14 protein-coding genes and 1 pseudogene are annotated in these 16,548 nt (G+C 60.2%); 8 read left to right on the top strand and 7 right to left on the bottom strand.

Annotated elements, in window-relative coordinates:
* Together AC3WJP_RS22325 and AC3WJP_RS22320 are read left to right on the top strand one after the other, a co-directional pair.
* On the top strand, positions 1 to 484 hold a 484-nt coding region (locus tag AC3WJP_RS22325; protein WP_493723078.1), incomplete at its 5' end, for an HNH/ENDO VII family nuclease.
* A gap of 8 nt (positions 485 to 492) precedes the next feature.
* Positions 493 to 969: an SMI1/KNR4 family protein gene (locus AC3WJP_RS22320; RefSeq protein ID WP_493723079.1), complete on the top strand. Its 477-nt coding sequence runs from the start codon at positions 493 to 495 to the stop codon at positions 967 to 969.
* Positions 970 to 1,358: 389 nt separating this feature from the next.
* Here the strand turns inward: AC3WJP_RS22320 and tnpC are convergent.
* The 3 genes and pseudogenes from tnpC to AC3WJP_RS22305 all read right to left on the bottom strand — a co-directional run.
* Positions 1,359 to 2,645, bottom strand: a pseudogene (gene tnpC / locus AC3WJP_RS22315) (IS66 family transposase); the annotation flags it as partial.
* Positions 2,646 to 2,856: 211 nt separating this feature from the next.
* Positions 2,857 to 3,150, bottom strand: coding sequence for a DUF3077 domain-containing protein (locus tag AC3WJP_RS22310; protein ID WP_493723152.1), 294 nt, complete (start codon positions 3,148 to 3,150; stop codon positions 2,857 to 2,859).
* A gap of 302 nt (positions 3,151 to 3,452) precedes the next feature.
* Positions 3,453 to 6,338, bottom strand: a complete 2,886-nt coding sequence (locus AC3WJP_RS22305; protein WP_493723080.1) for a putative bifunctional diguanylate cyclase/phosphodiesterase — start codon at positions 6,336 to 6,338, stop codon at positions 3,453 to 3,455.
* A gap of 267 nt (positions 6,339 to 6,605) precedes the next feature.
* On the opposite strand from AC3WJP_RS22305, the gene uvrD reads away from it, so the two are divergent.
* The 3 genes from uvrD (at position 6,606) to AC3WJP_RS22290 (ending at position 10,388) form a co-directional block, all read left to right on the top strand.
* Positions 6,606 to 8,789, top strand: coding sequence for a DNA helicase II (gene uvrD, locus AC3WJP_RS22300; RefSeq protein ID WP_493723081.1), 2,184 nt, complete (start codon positions 6,606 to 6,608; stop codon positions 8,787 to 8,789).
* Between the two features lie 194 nt (positions 8,790 to 8,983).
* A complete protein-coding gene (locus AC3WJP_RS22295) occupies positions 8,984 to 9,844 on the top strand; it encodes a Tim44 domain-containing protein (protein ID WP_493723082.1) in 861 nt (286 codons plus the stop codon).
* 136 nt (positions 9,845 to 9,980) lie between these two features.
* Positions 9,981 to 10,388 carry an SMI1/KNR4 family protein gene (locus AC3WJP_RS22290; protein WP_493723083.1) on the top strand — a complete coding sequence of 136 codons (408 nt, stop codon included), beginning with the start codon at positions 9,981 to 9,983 and terminating at the stop codon, positions 10,386 to 10,388.
* 118 nt (positions 10,389 to 10,506) lie between these two features.
* On the opposite strand, the gene AC3WJP_RS22285 is transcribed toward AC3WJP_RS22290, so the two are convergent.
* Positions 10,507 to 12,255 carry a cation:proton antiporter gene (locus tag AC3WJP_RS22285; RefSeq protein WP_493723084.1) on the bottom strand — a complete coding sequence of 583 codons (1,749 nt, stop codon included), beginning with the start codon at positions 12,253 to 12,255 and terminating at the stop codon, positions 10,507 to 10,509.
* Positions 12,256 to 12,502: 247 nt separating this feature from the next.
* Here AC3WJP_RS22285 and AC3WJP_RS22280 point away from each other — a divergent pair, with 247 nt between their 5' ends.
* Positions 12,503 to 12,988: an acyl-CoA thioesterase gene (locus tag AC3WJP_RS22280; RefSeq protein WP_493723085.1), complete on the top strand. Its 486-nt coding sequence runs from the start codon at positions 12,503 to 12,505 to the stop codon at positions 12,986 to 12,988.
* A gap of 94 nt (positions 12,989 to 13,082) precedes the next feature.
* On the opposite strand, the gene pdxY is transcribed toward AC3WJP_RS22280, so the two are convergent.
* Complete coding sequence (pdxY, locus tag AC3WJP_RS22275) at positions 13,083 to 13,955, bottom strand: pyridoxal kinase PdxY (protein WP_493723086.1); 873 nt, start codon at positions 13,953 to 13,955, stop codon at positions 13,083 to 13,085.
* Positions 13,956 to 14,072: 117 nt separating this feature from the next.
* Here pdxY and AC3WJP_RS22270 point away from each other — a divergent pair, with 117 nt between their 5' ends.
* Entirely contained in the window at positions 14,073 to 14,462 is a 390-nt protein-coding gene (locus AC3WJP_RS22270) for a DUF3301 domain-containing protein (protein WP_493723087.1), read from the top strand.
* 87 nt (positions 14,463 to 14,549) lie between these two features.
* On the opposite strand, the gene AC3WJP_RS22265 is transcribed toward AC3WJP_RS22270, so the two are convergent.
* Complete coding sequence (locus tag AC3WJP_RS22265; protein ID WP_493723088.1) at positions 14,550 to 15,515, bottom strand: CobW family GTP-binding protein; 966 nt, start codon at positions 15,513 to 15,515, stop codon at positions 14,550 to 14,552.
* 28 nt (positions 15,516 to 15,543) lie between these two features.
* Between AC3WJP_RS22265 and AC3WJP_RS22260 the strand changes: the two genes are divergently transcribed.
* Positions 15,544 to 15,897 (top strand): NADH:ubiquinone oxidoreductase, encoded by a 354-nt coding sequence (locus AC3WJP_RS22260; protein WP_493723089.1) that lies wholly within the window; start codon positions 15,544 to 15,546, stop codon positions 15,895 to 15,897.
* A 107-nt stretch (positions 15,898 to 16,004) separates the two neighbouring features.
* Here AC3WJP_RS22260 and AC3WJP_RS22255 read toward each other — a convergent pair whose 3' ends face one another.
* Complete coding sequence (locus AC3WJP_RS22255) at positions 16,005 to 16,532, bottom strand: DUF3617 domain-containing protein (RefSeq protein WP_493723090.1); 528 nt, start codon at positions 16,530 to 16,532, stop codon at positions 16,005 to 16,007.
* Between the last annotated feature and the right edge of the window lie 16 nt (positions 16,533 to 16,548).

Raw genomic sequence — 16,548 nt, 5'->3', positions numbered from 1 at the left:
GGCGGTTCGGGCTGCGGCGAAAAAGTCGGTTGTGCGGGGTTCTCATTCGGATGCAAAAGTAGTAAAAGAGGGCGAGCAACCGGATTTTCTGAGCGGTGCAAAAGCAACTACCGCAGATGCTGGTTCGGTATTTAATCAGCAGCGTAACTTCTGGTCTAAAGACCCAATCCAGTTCAACGGGAATAAGATTTACCAGCGGAACGATCTTATTAAGCCTGACCTTGTTGATGCTAGAGGACGAACGAATCTAGAGCGAATGCAGAAAGGTCTTGCACCTATTGGTCCAGATGGTAAGTCGATGAATCTTCATCACACTACCCAGACGCAGAAAGGAGCGATTGCGGAGATGACCGAGACCTTCCATAAGGATAACCATAAAGTTATTCATATTAACCCGCCATCTATCCCGTCTGGCATTGATCGAATGGAGTTTGATAGGTGGCGCTCTGCCTACTGGAAGGCGCGAGCAAAAGACTTTATGTAAGGTGTCATATGGCTTCGAGTGATATTTTGAAAGGTGTAGATTTGGCCGCGAAGCACGGGTGCGAAATTGATTTCGAAGGAGGGAAGCCTGCCAGCCTTGTCGAGGCTGCAGAGAGTACTCTTGGTGTTATCTTTCCCCCCTGCTATCGAGAGTTTCTGCTTTCTTTTGGATGTGGGGATGTGGCAGGCCATGAATTTTATGGCGTCATAAATTTCGACTTTATTAACTCGGGGGTTCCTGACGCGGTCTGGTTGACACTTCGTGAGCGAGTAGACTCTAACCTGCCTTCTTGTCTGGTTATTGTGGGTGCTCAAGGGGATGGCGCATATTATGCGCTCGATTGTGGACGTATTTCGGGAGGCAAAGATTGCCCGGTAGTTATTTGGTGGCCTGGTGCGTCAGAAACGACAAATATTGATAATGCCGAGGTTATGGCTACAGACTTCGGGTCTTTCTTTTTAGATAAGATCAAGGCAGCTTTGTAACTGATGCCGTATCCACCCAGCACCGGCCCCGCGCTGGTGTTGTTTTATTTGCGGTCAGTGCCCGGCAGCAACCGCCTATCCACGATCCTGCCCCTGAACCATCTCCAAGATGGCCTCGATGCCGAGCGTGCCCTCGGCAAGGCCGCCCCGGGTTACCTCTGCATGGGGTTCCCGCTGCCTGGCGATGGCATTGGCCACGGCTTGGTGGCGTTCGGCTCGCTCAGGGGCATGCTGTCCCAACCTTGTCCCACTCGGCCGACAGCAGGCGTTTTGCATCATCGGCGCATCATGTTTGCCACATTTCTGCATCACATCTGCATCACGCCACCGTAATCAGGTACACCGTAAGTGATCCATGATCCACACTTATCAAGAGGTAGCACCTTGGTTTACCGTGGCATCTCCAGTGAGCAGTTCCACGGCAGCAACGCTTCATAGTCGGCCACCGACTGCGCAAGTGGCAGCCGCTCCAATACGTGGCGCAGCCACGTATAGGGCTCCTGGCCGTTGACCTTGGCGGTCTCGACCAAGCTATAAATCTGTGCACTGGCGGTAGCACCTTTGGGCGTGTCGCTGAACAGCCAGGCTTTGCGCCCGATCACAAACGGCTTTATCGCTCTTTCGGCGGCATTATTGTCGATCGGTAAAAAACCAGCCTCTACATAGCGCTCCAGCCGGCTCCAGTTGCTCGCCAGATAATTAATCGCCTTGCCCAGCACGCTTTGCGGCGTCACTTGGGGCTGGGTTTTTTCCAGCCAGCTTTTTAGCTGAGCCAGGATGGGCAGGCTTTTCTCCTGCCGACCGCTAAAACGCTGTTCGTCGCTGCTGTCTTTCAGTTCCCGCTCGATACCGTACAGCTTATTGATCATCGTCAGCGCGATATCGGCACGGCCGGTCTTGCCCTTAGGTTGCACTTTTTGTGCTTCGACAAATTTGCGCCGCGCATGGGCCATACACGCCAAGCGCTCCACACCCGGTTGCAACGCCAGCGCGTTGTAGCCCGCGTAATCATCAGTCATTACATAGCCGCGATAACTTTCCAGCAGCCGTAACGGTACCTCCTGCGCGCGGCTGGAGGTGTAGTCGAACAATACGACTTTCCTGTCGGGCGGCCCGCTAGCCTGCACCCACATCCAGGATTGGCTGGTCGGGTTTCGATCCGGTTCTTTAAGTACCTGCACGCGTGTTTCATCACAATGGATGACCGGACTTTCCAGCAATCGATCACGCATCAGATTTAACAGCGGCTGCAAATGTTCGCCGCACTGGATAATCCAGCGGGCCAACGTTTGGCGTGGGATTTCTATGCCATGTCGGCTTAGCACCGTTTCAAAGCGATGCAGCGGCAAGCCGTCGACATACTTGGTCGTCAGTAGCATGGCCAACACGCTCGGGCTGGCCATGCTCTTTTCAATTAACTGCGCAGGTTTGTCGGCTGTGACAGGTGCCGACTCACAACCGCGGCAGCCGTAGACTTTGCGGATATGTTTGATCACCCGAATCTGCATCGGCACGATATCCAGTTGCTCGCTGGTTTCTTCGCTGATGACATGCTTGCGGCAGCCGCATGCGCAGGTCAGTTCGTGTTCGGGCAGTTCGTGGATGACCTCAATGCGCGGCAGATCGGCAGGTAGCGGCTTGCGCTTGCCTCGGCGAGTGGTGGGAGCGACGATCTGCAGTTCTACAAAAACTATGTGCAGATCGGAATCAGGCGTGATCTACGTGCTGGGCTGATCAAGGAAACGAAAGATTCCAGCTAGGGCCTACAGAATGAAAGGCTCAGTTGAAAGTCGCTGTTCTGGACGCTTCCGCCAAATGAGCCTTGCACTTGATCGCTCCCATTCAGCCGTAGACAGCCGGCCCGAAGGTGATGCTCAGCGACCGCCTCTAGGACGCAGAACTACTACCTACCTGCACATCCTGCAGTCCAGCCGTCACATCATCGATGATTGCCTTGGCCATATCCCCTAGATAATGAGCAGCCCACACCATTGCCCCATCATCGCCCTCTTGCAGTGCACTCAACAACGTCAGTTTGTTAGCTGAAGCCATCAGCAGCGAAGCGTGCTCAAGCGCGTGCGCTGCGCCGATGCCAGGGGTGATACGAAAAAGCCGCTCGTTCTGGGAATTACAGACGCCGAACGTTGCCGCACCGGTAGTACCGTTGAAGGCCTGAAGGATGCTGTTCATTAGTAAACTCCTTGATTCAATGAGCTGCCTTCATCGTCGCCAAACGATAGGGTGGCAGCTGTACGCAGGTTGGCGAACCGGGAATCAAGGAAACCGGCAGACCCGAAGGTCTCCCACGCACAGCCGCCATAACAGGACATGCGGACGCAAAAAAACGCCAGCCATCGTGATGGGGCGCTGCTGCGCCTTGAATTCGTCGGGTCGCCAAACCCGGTCGCTGAGTGGCAGCGACGCCTGAACGATACTGGGGCGGGAAGAAGGTTGCAACAGCCGAGAAATTCCCGCCGATTCCTTCAACTCTCCACCGACCACCCCCGCTGATCCCTGATAAGCAACTGCGCCATCTCATGCGCAGCCACCGGCCGGCTGATCAGATACCCCTGAATCTCGTCACACCCCTGCTCTTTCAGGATCTCCAACTGCCCTGGCGTCTCCACGCCCTCGGCCACCACCTGCAGCCCGAGGCTATGGGCCATGGCGATGATCGCCTGGGTGATAACAACATCCTCCTGCGCCTCATCCAACCCGCGAATAAACGCCTGATCGATCTTCACGTAGTCCACTGGCAGGCGCTTGAGGTAACTCAGCGACGAATACCCGGTGCCGAAATCGTCGATCGCCAGCTTCACGCCGATTTCCCGCAGCTGCTGAAAGGTCTGGCTGATGTGTTCGATGCTGTCGAGCAGTTGGCTTTCGGTGAGCTCCAGTTCGAGGCAGTGGGCTGCCAGGCCGGTGTCGTCGAGCACCTGGCGCACCAGACTGACCAGTTTGCCTTGGCGTAACTGATGCACCGAGAGATTCACCGACACCCGCACCTCGGCCAGGCCGTGGCGTTGCCATTGCTGGGCCTGCCAGCAGGCCTGACGCAGGACGAACTCACCGATGGCGCCGATCAGGCCGGTTTCCTCGGCCAGAGGGATGAATTCGCCCGGCAAAACCAGGCCGCGGGTCGGGTGGCGCCAGCGCACCAGGGCTTCCGCAGATTCCAGGCGGCCGCTGTCGACGTGGAGTTTGGGTTGGTAGAAGACTTCCAACTGCTGCTCGTCGATGGCCTTGCGCAGCTGGTTTTCCAGTTGCAGGCGCTCCAGGGTGCTGGCGCGCTGGCTTTCGGTGAAAAACTGAAAGGTGTCACCGCCCAGGTGTTTGGCGTGCTGCATGGCGGTGTTGGCCTGGGCCACCAGGTCGGTGGCGACGCGAGCGTTGTCGGGCAGCAGGCTGATGCCCACCGAGGCGCCGATCACCAGTTCGTGGCCATTGATCATCAGCGGCGCGCGCAATTTGCCGAGCAGGCGGCTGGTGACGCGGGCGAGGCTAGAGAGGTTGGCGTAGGCGTCGAACAGCACAGCGAATTCGTCGCCGGCCAGGCGCGCGATGGTGTCGGCCTCAGGCAGGGCATTGCTGATGCGCCGGGCCATTTCCTTGAGCACCTGGTCGGCGGTGTCGTGGCCGAGGCTGTCGTTGATCAGCTTGAAGCGGTCGATGTCGATGTGCAGCAAGGCCAGCGCCCTGCCCCGCTGGGTGGCGCGCTGGGCGGCTTCTTGCAGGCGCTCGCGGAACAGCACGCGGTTGGCCAGGCCGGTGAGTTCGTCATAGTGGCTGAGGAAGCGCATGCGCTCTTCCGAAGCGCGGCGCCCGGACAGGTCGGAGAAGAAGCCGACGATATGGCTGATGTTGTCCAGCCGGTCGCGCACCACGCTGAGCTGCATCCACTGCGGGTAGAGTTCGCCGTTTTTGCGCGTCTCGACCAATTCGCCTTGCCAGCCGCCGCGCTCTTCGAGGGCCTGACAGATGGCCTGGAACTGGCGGCGGGCGTCATGGCTGCAGGGCAGTTCGATGAGGTTGAAACCCATGGCATCGGCTTCGCTGTAGCCGGTGATGGTGGTGAAGGCCTTGTTGACGGCCAGCACGCCAAAGGCGGCGTCGAGCACCACGATGCCTTCGCTCATGGCTTCGAACACCGTCGCGGCGAGGCTCAACTGTTGCTGCCAGGCCTTGCGCTTGCTGATGTCGGCGCGGGTGCCGATCATCCGCAGCACGCGGCCACGGGGCCCGCGCTCGACGGCGCGGCCATGGTCCTCGACCCACAGCCAGCGGCCGTCTTCATGGCGCACGCGGTACTCGACGCGGTAGTCGGTGGTGCGGCCCTTGAGGTGGTTGGTGAGGGTCTTTTTCAGCAGCGGCATGTCGTCGGGGTGCAGGCGCGGGCGCAGGTCCTTGAGCATCAGCGACACGGAATTGTCATCCAGGCCGAACAGGCGTTTCAGCTGGCTGTGGTGGACTTCGTCGGTCTGCAGGTTCCAGTCCCACAGGCCGAGTTCGCTGGCCTCCAGCGCCAGAGCCAGGCGTTCTTCGCTTTTGCTCAGCGCCTGATTGGCCTGGTCGAGGGCCTGGCTGCGCTCGGCGACGCGGACTTCGAGCTCGGCCTGGGTTTCACGCAGGGTGTCCTCGACGGCACGGCGGTGTTGCACCTCTTCGGCCAGTTCCTGATTCAGCTGCTCGCCGTGCACGCGCTCAGCTTGCAGGCGTTCGATCAGCGCCTGGTTCTGGAAGCGTCGCAGCAGGTTGCGCTCGATCAAGCGGTTGACCTGCCAGGCAACGATCGCCAGCGACACCAGCAACATCAACCCCAGCCAGCCCCAACCGCGCTGGTGTTCATCGCCCCACAATAATAGATAGCCAACTGGCGGCAGCAGGCACGGCAAGGTGAAGGTGAGGAAGGCAGGCAAGCTGACCGCGTAGGCGATGCTGGCCGACAGCGCTGCGGCGCCGAGCAGGCCGAACAGCCAGGCCTGCTGGATGAAGCTGTTGACCGGGGTCAGGGCAATGGCGCCGGCAGCCAAAGTGAGGCCACTGAGGGCGGCGCCCAGCAGAAAGCGCCGCAGCCAGCGTGGGTCGGACTGACGCGCCGGCATGGCGCTGTCGAAGGCGGCCACCTGAATGACTCGCAACGCGGCCAGCAACATCAGCCACACCAGCCAGATGCTCACCCACAGATAGTGTCGCGGGCTCCACAGCAGCCAGGAGCAGACCAGACCGTTGATCAGCATGAACAGCGTGGGCAACAGCGACCCCTGATACAGCAGGCGCGTGCGCTCGGCCGCCAATTGCGCGGCGAAGGCGGGTTCCACGGGCGGCGCGGCATCCTCGGGGGAAGCCGGGCGAGCGGAGACGAAGGTCATGGACGATGTTCTTGTAGTTGGCAGCCATTAACGTTGATCGAGCATACACAATGGGGGGAAATATCCATAGAGATGGGTGCCCGGCCCTGAGGTTGCCGATAAATGGTGGTTTGCGCCAAACCTGTCGCGAGGTGGCTTGCCGCCGATTCGCGGGATCAGTCACCACAGGCGATCTTTTCCGGGGCAAGCCCCCTCGCTACAGAGGTGCGCAGGTCCCAGTCGAGTTAGCGGTGGTACAGCCCACCCATTTACCCCTAAAATGCCGGGATGCATGATGACCTCTCCCTCCTGTTGAACTCACTCAACGACGCCCAGCGCCAGGCTGTCGCCGCGCCGGTTGGCCGTCAGTTGGTCCTGGCCGGTGCCGGCTCCGGCAAGACCCGCGTGCTGGTGCACCGCATCGCCTGGCTGATGCAGGTCGAAAACGCCTCGCCGCACTCGGTGCTGTCGGTGACCTTCACCAACAAGGCCGCGGCCGAGATGCGCCATCGCATCGAGCAGCTGATGGGCATCAGCCCCGCCGGCATGTGGGTCGGGACCTTTCACGGCCTGGCCCATCGCTTGCTGCGCGCCCATTGGCAAGAGGCCAAGCTCAACCAGAACTTCCAGATTCTCGACAGCGACGATCAGCAGCGGCTGGTCAAGCGCGTGATCCGCGAGCTGGGGCTGGACGAGCAGCGCTGGCCGGCGCGCCAGGCGCAGTGGTTCATCAACGGTCAAAAGGATGAAGGCCTGCGCCCGCAGCATATCCAGCCGGGCGGCGACCTGTTCCTGGCGACCATGCGTTCGATCTACGAAGCCTACGAGGCCGCTTGCGCGCGCGCCGGGGTCATCGACTTTTCCGAGCTGCTGCTGCGCGCCCTTGACCTGTGGCGCGACAATCAGGGCTTGCTGGAGCACTACCAGCGGCGCTTCCGCCACGTGCTGGTGGACGAATTCCAGGACACCAACGCCGTGCAGTACGCCTGGCTGCGGCTGCTGGCCAAGGGCGGCGACAGCCTGATGATCGTCGGCGACGACGACCAGTCGATCTACGGCTGGCGCGGCGCCAAGATCGAGAACATCCATCAGTTCTCGGACGACTTCCCCGACTCGCAGATGATCCGCCTCGAGCAGAACTACCGCTCAACCGCCGGCATCCTCAAGGCCGCCAACGCCTTGATCGTGCACAACAGCGGGCGCCTGGGCAAAGAGCTGTGGACCGACGGCGGCGATGGCGAGCCAATCAATCTGTATGCCGCCTACAACGAGCACGACGAGGCTCGCTATGTGGTCGAGTGCATCGAAAGCGCGGTGAAGACCGGCATGGCGCGCAGTGACATCGCCATCCTCTATCGCTCCAACGCCCAGTCGCGGGTACTCGAAGAAGCCCTGCTGCGCGAGCGTATCCCGTATCGCATCTACGGCGGTCAGCGCTTCTTCGAGCGGGCGGAAATCAAGAACGCCATGGCCTACCTGCGGCTGATGGACGGTCGCGGCAATGATGCGGCGCTGGAGCGGGTGATCAACGTACCGCCGCGCGGCATCGGCGAGAAGACCGTCGAGGCGATCCGCGAGCACGCACGCCATAGCGAAGTATCGATGTGGGAAGCGATACGCCAGCTGGTGGTCAATAAAGGCGTGACCGGGCGGGCCGCCAATGCACTGGGCGGCTTCCTGGAGATGATCGAGACGCTGGCGGTCAAGGTCGTCGATATGCCGCTGCACTTGATGACCCAGACCGTCATCGAACAATCCGGCCTGATCACTTATCACCAGGAAGAAAAAGGTGAAAAGGGTCAGGCGCGGGTCGAAAACCTTGAGGAACTGGTCAGCGCTGCGCGCAACTTCGAAACCACCGAAGAGGACGAAGACCTGTCCCCGCTGGCGGCCTTCCTCGGCCACGCTTCGCTGGAGGCCGGTGATGCGCAGGCCGACGAACACGAAGACAGCGTGCAGCTGATGACCCTGCACAGCGCCAAGGGGCTGGAGTTCCCCCACGTGTTCTTGGTGGGTCTGGAAGAAGGCCTGTTCCCGCACAAGATGAGCCTTGAAGAGCCCGGCCGTCTTGAAGAGGAACGACGCCTGGCTTATGTCGGCATCACCCGGGCGATGCAGCAACTAGTGATGACCTATGCCGAGACTCGTCGCCTGTATGGCAGCGAGACCTACAACAAGGTGTCCCGTTTCGTACGAGAAATTCCGGCGGGCCTGATTCAGGAAGTGCGGCTGTCCAATAGCGTCAGCCGGCCGTTCGGCGGCGCGCAGAAGATGAACAACACCAGCCTGTTCGCCAACGAAGGCATCCCGCAGACCGAGTTCAGCCTCGGTCAGCGCGTGCAGCATGCGGTGTTCGGCGAAGGCGTGATCCTCAATTTCGAAGGCGCCGGTGCTCAGGCGCGGGTGCAGGTCAACTTCGACGAGGGAAGCAAATGGCTGATGCTTGGGTATGCGAAGCTTGAGGCTATTTGACGCAGCGGTGCATGAGAGAACCAGGCTTGCCCGCGAGGGTATCGCTGAAGCTCAGGGCCTCTTCGCGAGCAAGCTTTGCTCCCACAGGTGATGCATTCACTGATCTTGTAAAAGCTCGAAACAATCTGTCACTGGTCACGGCACAGCCACCTGTGCAAGATGGCTCACGTGCAATCCACTCTATGGGAATTCTAATGCAACGTTTTCTTAGCATCGCGCTGGCGCTGTGCATCGGCTTGACGATGAGCCTTGACGCCAATGCCAAGCGTTTCGGTGGCGGCCAGAGCTTTGGTGCAGCCCCAAGCCATCAGGCCCGCCAAGCGGCGCCTAGCGCCCCTGCAGCCAGTCCATCGGCTGCCGGTCGTCCACCTGCCGCAGCCGGTGGCGCCTCCCGCTGGCTGGGCCCTCTAGCCGGTCTCGCCGCTGGCGGCCTGCTGGCGTCCATGTTCATGGGCGGCGGCTTCCAGGGCATGCAGTTTTTCGACATCCTGATCATGGCGGTCATCGCCTTCCTGATCTTCCGTTTCATCGCCGCTCGCCGCCGCAAGCAGCAAGAAGGCGTGCAAATGGCTGGCGCTGGCACTCCGTATCAGCGTGAAGTGTTCGAACAACCTGCCCAGCCGGCGCAGAACTCGATCTTCGGTGGTGGTTCACCTGCCGCCGCTCGTCCGGTCATCAACGCTCCGGCCTGGTTCAACGAACAGAACTTCGTCGCCGCGGCCCGTGCCCACTTCCAGTCGCTGCAGCAGCACTGGGATGCCAATGAAATGGACAAGATTGCCGAGTTCGTGACACCGCAGATGCTGCAGTTCCTCAAGCAGGAACGTGCCAGCCTGGGTGACGCTTACCAGTCGACCTTCATCGACAACCTCGATGTGCAGCTGGAAGGCGTCGACGATCGTGCCGACAAGACTATCGCCACGCTGACCTTCAGCGGTGTGTCGAAAAACTCGCGCTTCGACCAAGGCGAAGTATTCAGCGAAAGCTGGAACATGGAACGTGCCGTTGGCGATAACCAGCCTTGGCTGGTCGCTGGTATCCGCCAGAACGGCTGATCCCCGCAGGTTTCTACATGAAACTTCGCACCCGCAAACCCCGAGCATCCGCTCGGGGTTTTGCTTTTGCGGGATTGCACTAATATCCAGCTAAGGTATAACCGCATCGCGTATTCGGATTGAGAGGTAGCACGACGTGGAAGAAGTCATCGAAAAGCTGCGGGAAGTCAACGAACCGGTGCCCGTACCCCTTGAATTGCCCGACGAGGACCAGCTGGTCGAGATCGAAGAGCAGCTGTTCATCAATATTCCTTTTGTGTTCAGGGAATTCCTGCTGGCGGTGAGCGACGTGGTCTACGGCAGTCTGGAGCCGGTCACCGTGACCGATCCGCAGTCCCATACCTACCTGCCTGATGTAGCCTCCAACGCATGGGACATCGGTGTCCCTCGCGACTTGATCCCCATCTGCCAGGACGGCGATGATTACTACTGCGTCGAAGAAGACGGCACCGTGGTGCTGTGGAGCGCGGAAGAAGAACTGGTTACCGAGGAAAGCTGGGAGTCCGTGTGGCACTGGGCTCGGGATGTCTGGCTGGAAAGCTGATTTATCCCCATCACACCTGTAGCGAGGGGGCTTGCCCCCGATAATTGTGTCAGCACCCAAGATGAGCCTTACACACCGAGTCGGGGGCAAGCCCCCTCGCTACGGAGTGGAGTTGCGATCAGGGGTTCTGATTGAGCGTCTCCAGCAACGCCACCTGCATCCGAGTGTGCAGGCGCACGAACCAGCGCCACAGCACCGCCACCAGCACCGCAGCGATCACGGCGATCCCCAGCAGCAGCTCGGTACTTGGCAGGATGCTCGCCGATAGCGCCGCCAACAGCACGAAAATGACCACCAGCGCCCCCACTGGTATCACCTCGGCGATGATCCTCCGTACCCGCGCCGTGTGCCGCCCGGCCATCTCCGGCTTGACGCCCATTTCCGCCAGCAACATCGCCAGTGCCTTGAGCTTGCGGTACGCCGCGATCAAAAAGGGCAACGACACCAGCAACGCCGCGCCGCAGATCAGCGCCTTGTGCCAACCCACATCACTGATCCAGGCACTGAGGTACAGGCCGATCTGCTCGGCGAAATAGGCCCCACAGAAGAACAGCGCTACCACCAGCGCCAGATTCACCCCCACCTGCAACAGAATCCTTCGGATCATCGACGCCAGCAGCGCGCCCTCGCCCCGTGGCTGGATACTACGCAACCACTCGCCGTACACACCAAATACCCGGGCCATGCGCTGTGGCATTACTGCAGCCAGCTTCAGCGACAAAGGATCCGCAGCGCGGATCAGATAGGGTGTGAGCAAGGTAGTGATCGCAGAAACGGCCACCGCTACGGGGTAGAGGAAGTCACTGGTCACCTGCAAGGTCATGCCCAGCGCCGCAATGATGAATGAGAATTCGCCGATCTGGGACAGCCCCATGCCCACTCGCAACGAAGTGCGGCCGTCGTTGCCAGCAATAAAGGCACCCAGCCCACAGGTCAGCACCTTGCCGACCACCACCGCCACGGTAATCACCGCAATTGGCCAGGCGTAAGCCACCAGAATGGCCGGATCGATCATCAAGCCGATGGCGACGAAGAAAATGGCGCTGAACATGTCACGGATCGGCTCGACCAGATGCTCGATTTTTACCAGCTGCTTGGATTCCGCCATGATCGCGCCAATCAGAAAGGCCCCCAGCACCATGCTGTATTCAAGCTTGACCACCAGCAGGCAGAAGCCGAAGCACAGCCCCAATACCGTCACCAGGAGCATCTCGTTGCTTTCGAACTTGGCCACGTAAGCGAGCAGACGCGGCACCACCAGAATGCCGATGACCAACGCCACCACCATGAACAGCGACAGCTTACCGACCGTGGAGAACACTTCACCGGAGCTGACACTGCCGCTCACCGCAATCCCCGAGAGCAGCGCGATGATGCCGATACCAAGAATGTCCTCTACGATCAGCACACCAAAAATAAGCTGGGCGAAGCGCTGATGCTTCATGTTGAGGTCGTTCAGCGCCTTGACGATGATGGTGGTCGAGCTGATCGCCAGTATCGCCCCCAGAAACAGCGAGTCCATGGCGCTCCAGCCAAAGGCGCTGCCGATCTCGTAGCCCATCCAGATCATCAGAGCTATCTCGAGAAAGGCGGCGATGAACGCCGTGGCCCCGACCTTGAACAGCTTGCGCAGGCTGAATTCCAGCCCCAGGCTGAACATCAGGAAAATCACCCCCAGCTCGGCGAGGGTCTTGATGGTGTCTTCATCGTGGATCAGGCCGAATGGCGGCGTGTGCGGGCCGATGATGAAGCCGGCGACGATATAGCCGAGCACCACAGGCTGCTTGAGGCGATGGAAGAGGATGGTGACCACGCCGGCGACCAGCATGATCACGGCCAGGTCCTGAATAAAACTGATGGCATGCATGCTGAGTCCTCCTTGATGGCCGGGGAAATTGACCCCATCAATGGGGTGCATTCAAGATAACACCGAGACTCGAGCTGTCTGCGCGGTGCAATATGTTGAAACAGATCGCTTCACCACGGGTTTTTTGTTCGCCACCGCGTGACGAGCCTCGGGCTGCCAGCGTCCCGAAAGAGATGGGATTGGTGAATACGGGCAAAAGCGCCATAGAGCGTGCCGACACTCAACAGCAAATTACCGTGAGCACACTATGGAACCTGGAAACGCCCAGTTATCGATGACTGTCCTGATGACCCCGGACATGGCCAACTTTTCTGGCAACGTGCACGGCGGCACTCTCTTGAAGTACCTCGATGAAGTGGCCTACGCCTGCGCCAGCCGTTACGCCGGCCGCTACGTGGTGACCCTGTCGGTGGATCAGGTGATTTTCCGCGAGCCGATTCATGTCGGCGAACTGGTGACATTTCTGGCTTCGGTCAACTACACCGGCAACACATCCATGGAAGTGGGCATCAAGGTAGTCACCGAAAACATCCGCGAACGCTCGGTACGCCATACCAACAGCTGCTTCTTCACCATGGTGGCGGTCGACGACCAGCGCAAGTCGGCCCAGGTACCGCCGCTGCAACCCGAGACCAGCGAAGGCAAGCGCCGGTATATGCAAGCCCAGCAGCGTCGGCAGATCCGCCAGGAACTGGAAAAGCGCTACCAGGACATCAAGGACGATACCCTGTAAGTGCCGCACTAATCTGTAGTGAGGGGGCTTGCCCCCGACAATCGCGCCAGCATCGACGACGTGTCTGATACAACATCGGGGGCGAGCCCCCTCGCTACAGGGAAAGGCGTATCGCGTCGAACCGCAAACGCGGGTGCACGATTCGGTCCTGCGCGCGCACCAGTTCCAGCTCGTAGCTGGCACAGGCCTGGGTTTCGAGCAGCACTTCGTGCACCGCCGCTGCGGCGGACTCGAAGGCGCTGACCAGTTCATCGCCCAGCAATACGCGGGCAAAGAACACGCCGGACGTGAGGTCGCCCACGCCCACCGGTTGACGCGGAAACGCCAGCAACGGGCGGCGCACCAGCCAGCTACCCTGGGCGGTCACCAATAACATCTCGAAATCTTCCGGCTGTTTGCCGGGATAGGCCAGGTGTTTTACCAGCACCGCCTGCGGCCCGCGCGTCAGCAACGAGCGCGCCATGCCCACGCAGTCATCCAGCGATTGCGCCGCGCGGCCACAGAAGGTGTTCAGCTCTAACTGATTGGGGCACAGCAGATCTGCCGCCGCCACCGCCTCATCGAGCAGAAAATCGCTGATCTCGGGCGCCACGCTACAGCCCTTCTCCGGATGGCCCATCACCGGGTCGCACAGGTACAGCGCCTTGGGATTGGCCGCCTTGATGCGCTTGACCACCGACAGGATGGCCCGCCCCTGCGCCGGGCTACCCAGATAGCCACTGAGCACGCCATCGCAGTTGCCCAGCTCACCGATCCCGGCGATGCCGTCGACCAGCGCAGGAATTTGCTCGGAAGCGAGCACTTCCCCCGTCCACTGGCCATACTGTGTGTGGTTGGAGAACTGCACGGTGTTCAGCGGCCAGACGTTGACCCCGACCCGCTGCATGGCGAACACCGCAGCGCTGTTGCCGGCATGGCCGAACACCACGTGGGACTGAATGGCGAGCAGGTGAGGCGTACGTTTCATGGAAAAACCCTGGAGCAGTCTGCGGAAATTTCAGGCGCGCAGTATGGCGCTAAAAGTACCCTGTACGACAGACCGAAGACACAGTTAAGCTGAGCGTACTTATCGGAGCATTCGTCGATGTTGACCCTCGGAAATATGTTGGTGCTGATGTTGCTCGCCACGGGTGCGGCGTGGCTGTGGCATAACCATGGATTGCGCGAAAAGGCGCTGGCGAGGGTCAAGCAACATTGCGCCAAGCTCGACCTCGAACTACTCGATGAAAACGTCGCCTTCAAACGCATGGCCTTCGTGCGCGACGCCAACGGCCGCAAGCGCCTGGCGCGGGTCTATACCTTCGAGTTCACCGTGACTGGCGAGCAGCGTCATCCGGGGACCATTACGCAGTTCGGCGCTCATTCGGCGACGATCGAGCTGGCTCCCTACCCCTTCGAGATCAAGACCCAGCCCACCGCTGAAGTGATCGAGATGAGCCAGTGGCGCCAGGAACACAAGCGCTGGCGCCCCTGACCCTGTAGCGAGGGGGCTCGCCCCCGATAAATCTCCCAGACGGTCCTGAAATAACTGTCGCACCGCTGATCGGGCCAAACCCCCTCGCTACGGGTACAGAGTCTTGCGCAAATCCTTATCCAGCGCCGCCTCGTCCTGAGGCGTCCTGAAAATCAGCTCGATGCGCGAATCCTTACGCCATTCGCTGGTTTTCCACAGCGGTATCAGGTTATCCACCGCATTCAACGACTGCCATCCTGCATCGCTGTGAATAACCAGCTTGGCCCTCTGCCAATCCTGCCTCTTCAACCAGGCTTCCACCTTGACCGAATCGAACAGCTCAGAAGCATGCCAGCGCCAGCCGATGCTCCAGCTATCGGCCTGTGGATTGATTTGTCGAATCGGGTGATCCGGCAGCAGCAGCTGTGGATAAGAGCTGCTCTGAGTCGGCAGCACCACTTCCCCCAGTACAAACGGGCGATGCATGCGATTTCCAGCGGGCAGGGCCGCGAGCGGTATATTCCCCTCATCGGTCCAATACAGCGGCACGTCAGGCAACCGAGAAGATATCCACAAACGCTTATCCCCATTCACGTCCCGCGATTTGTTCATCACTAACAACCCCGCCCCGGCTAGCGCTTCCTGCTGTGCATTCGGCAGAAGTTGTCCACAGGCCAAGGCTTCAGCATCCAGCACCAGGACACTCGGCTGCACGTCCAGCACCTCAAGCCAAGGCGCCTCGCTCAACTGCTTGAGCAACTGCGCCGGATGCCCCAGGCCAGACGGCTCGATAAACAGTCGATGCGGCTTCGATTGCCGCAACAGGCGGCTCAGACCGATCTGAAAAGGCGCGCCATTGACGCAGCACAAGCACCCTCCCGCCACTTCGCCGAGTGCGATACCATCTTGCGCCGTGGCCAGTAACGCCGCATCCAGGCCGATCTGGCCGAATTCGTTGATCAGCACCGCCCAGCGCTCTCCCGCCGGCCGCTGCGCCATCAACTGGCGGATCAGGCTGGTCTTGCCCGCGCCCAGAGGCCCGGCGATCACATGAGTAGGGATGTTCTGCAACATGTTCAAAGGCTTTGAGAGAAGGTTATCGATGCAGCTGGCGACGGCGCTAATGTCGCTGTGCGCCAGCGCTCAGGTGCTGGCCGAAGCCTGCGTGGTGCACACCCAGGCCGAGCACCTGGACGTGCAAGTATGCCAGCAGAACATCAGCATCCCGCAACAGCTGTTCCACGATGGCTTCTGCGAACCCAACCTGCCGGGCCAGAAGGTCACCGTTCAATATGCGCAGCAGTGCCCCCGGGGCGCCTTCGGCGTATGCAGCGACGCCCATGTGGATAACATGCCGTACCGCCAGGACATCCACTACTACGGCGTCGCCAGCGACGCGGCGTACCTGCGGCCGTTCTGTGAACAGAAAAGCCAAGGCAAGTGGTTGATTCCATGACACCGCGCCGCCCCTGTAGCGAGGGGGCTTGCCCCCGAAAGGATACGTCAGACATAACCAATCATCGGAATGTCTTTCGGGGGCAAGCCCCCTCGCTACAGTAACGCTCAAGTACGCGGCTTGACCGTCCCGCAATTCGCCCCTTTCCACACCGCCCGAGTATTCATGCTGCCCTTCTGCTGGGTGCCGGTCGCGTTGAAGGTACCGACCACGTTAGTGGTGAATTCCTTGTCACTCAAAAACTGCGCCTGCCCGGTACCCTGGGCTTTCGGACAGCTGAAGCGAAACTTCCAGACGTTGCCATTGCGCTCGGTGATCTGCTGGGTACAACCCGATTTCGGGTCCGTCAGCGGAATATCATCGCTTTTGACCTGCGCGGCGGTTAGGCAGGATTGAATGCCGTTGCCGCCCACCGTGATGCCCTGTTTGGACAGCGTCTGCTCGATCATCGCGCGCTGCTCCGGCGCCATGTTCTTCAATTGGCCAAGCATGAACTGCATGTCCGGCATGGCATTACCATCGACTTGCATGTTGCTGGTGGTGAGTTCCCACAGCCCCGGCTGCAACATCTGCGCGTGAGCCAAGGGCGCCAGCAGGCTGCCAAGCAGGGCCACGACCGGTAGACATCTCTTCATGCATAACTCCTGAAAA

The sequence above is a fragment of the Pseudomonas sp. GW821-FHT01A09 genome, from assembly GCF_058986725.1.
This window is presented reverse-complemented; position numbering and strand designations above follow the sequence as displayed.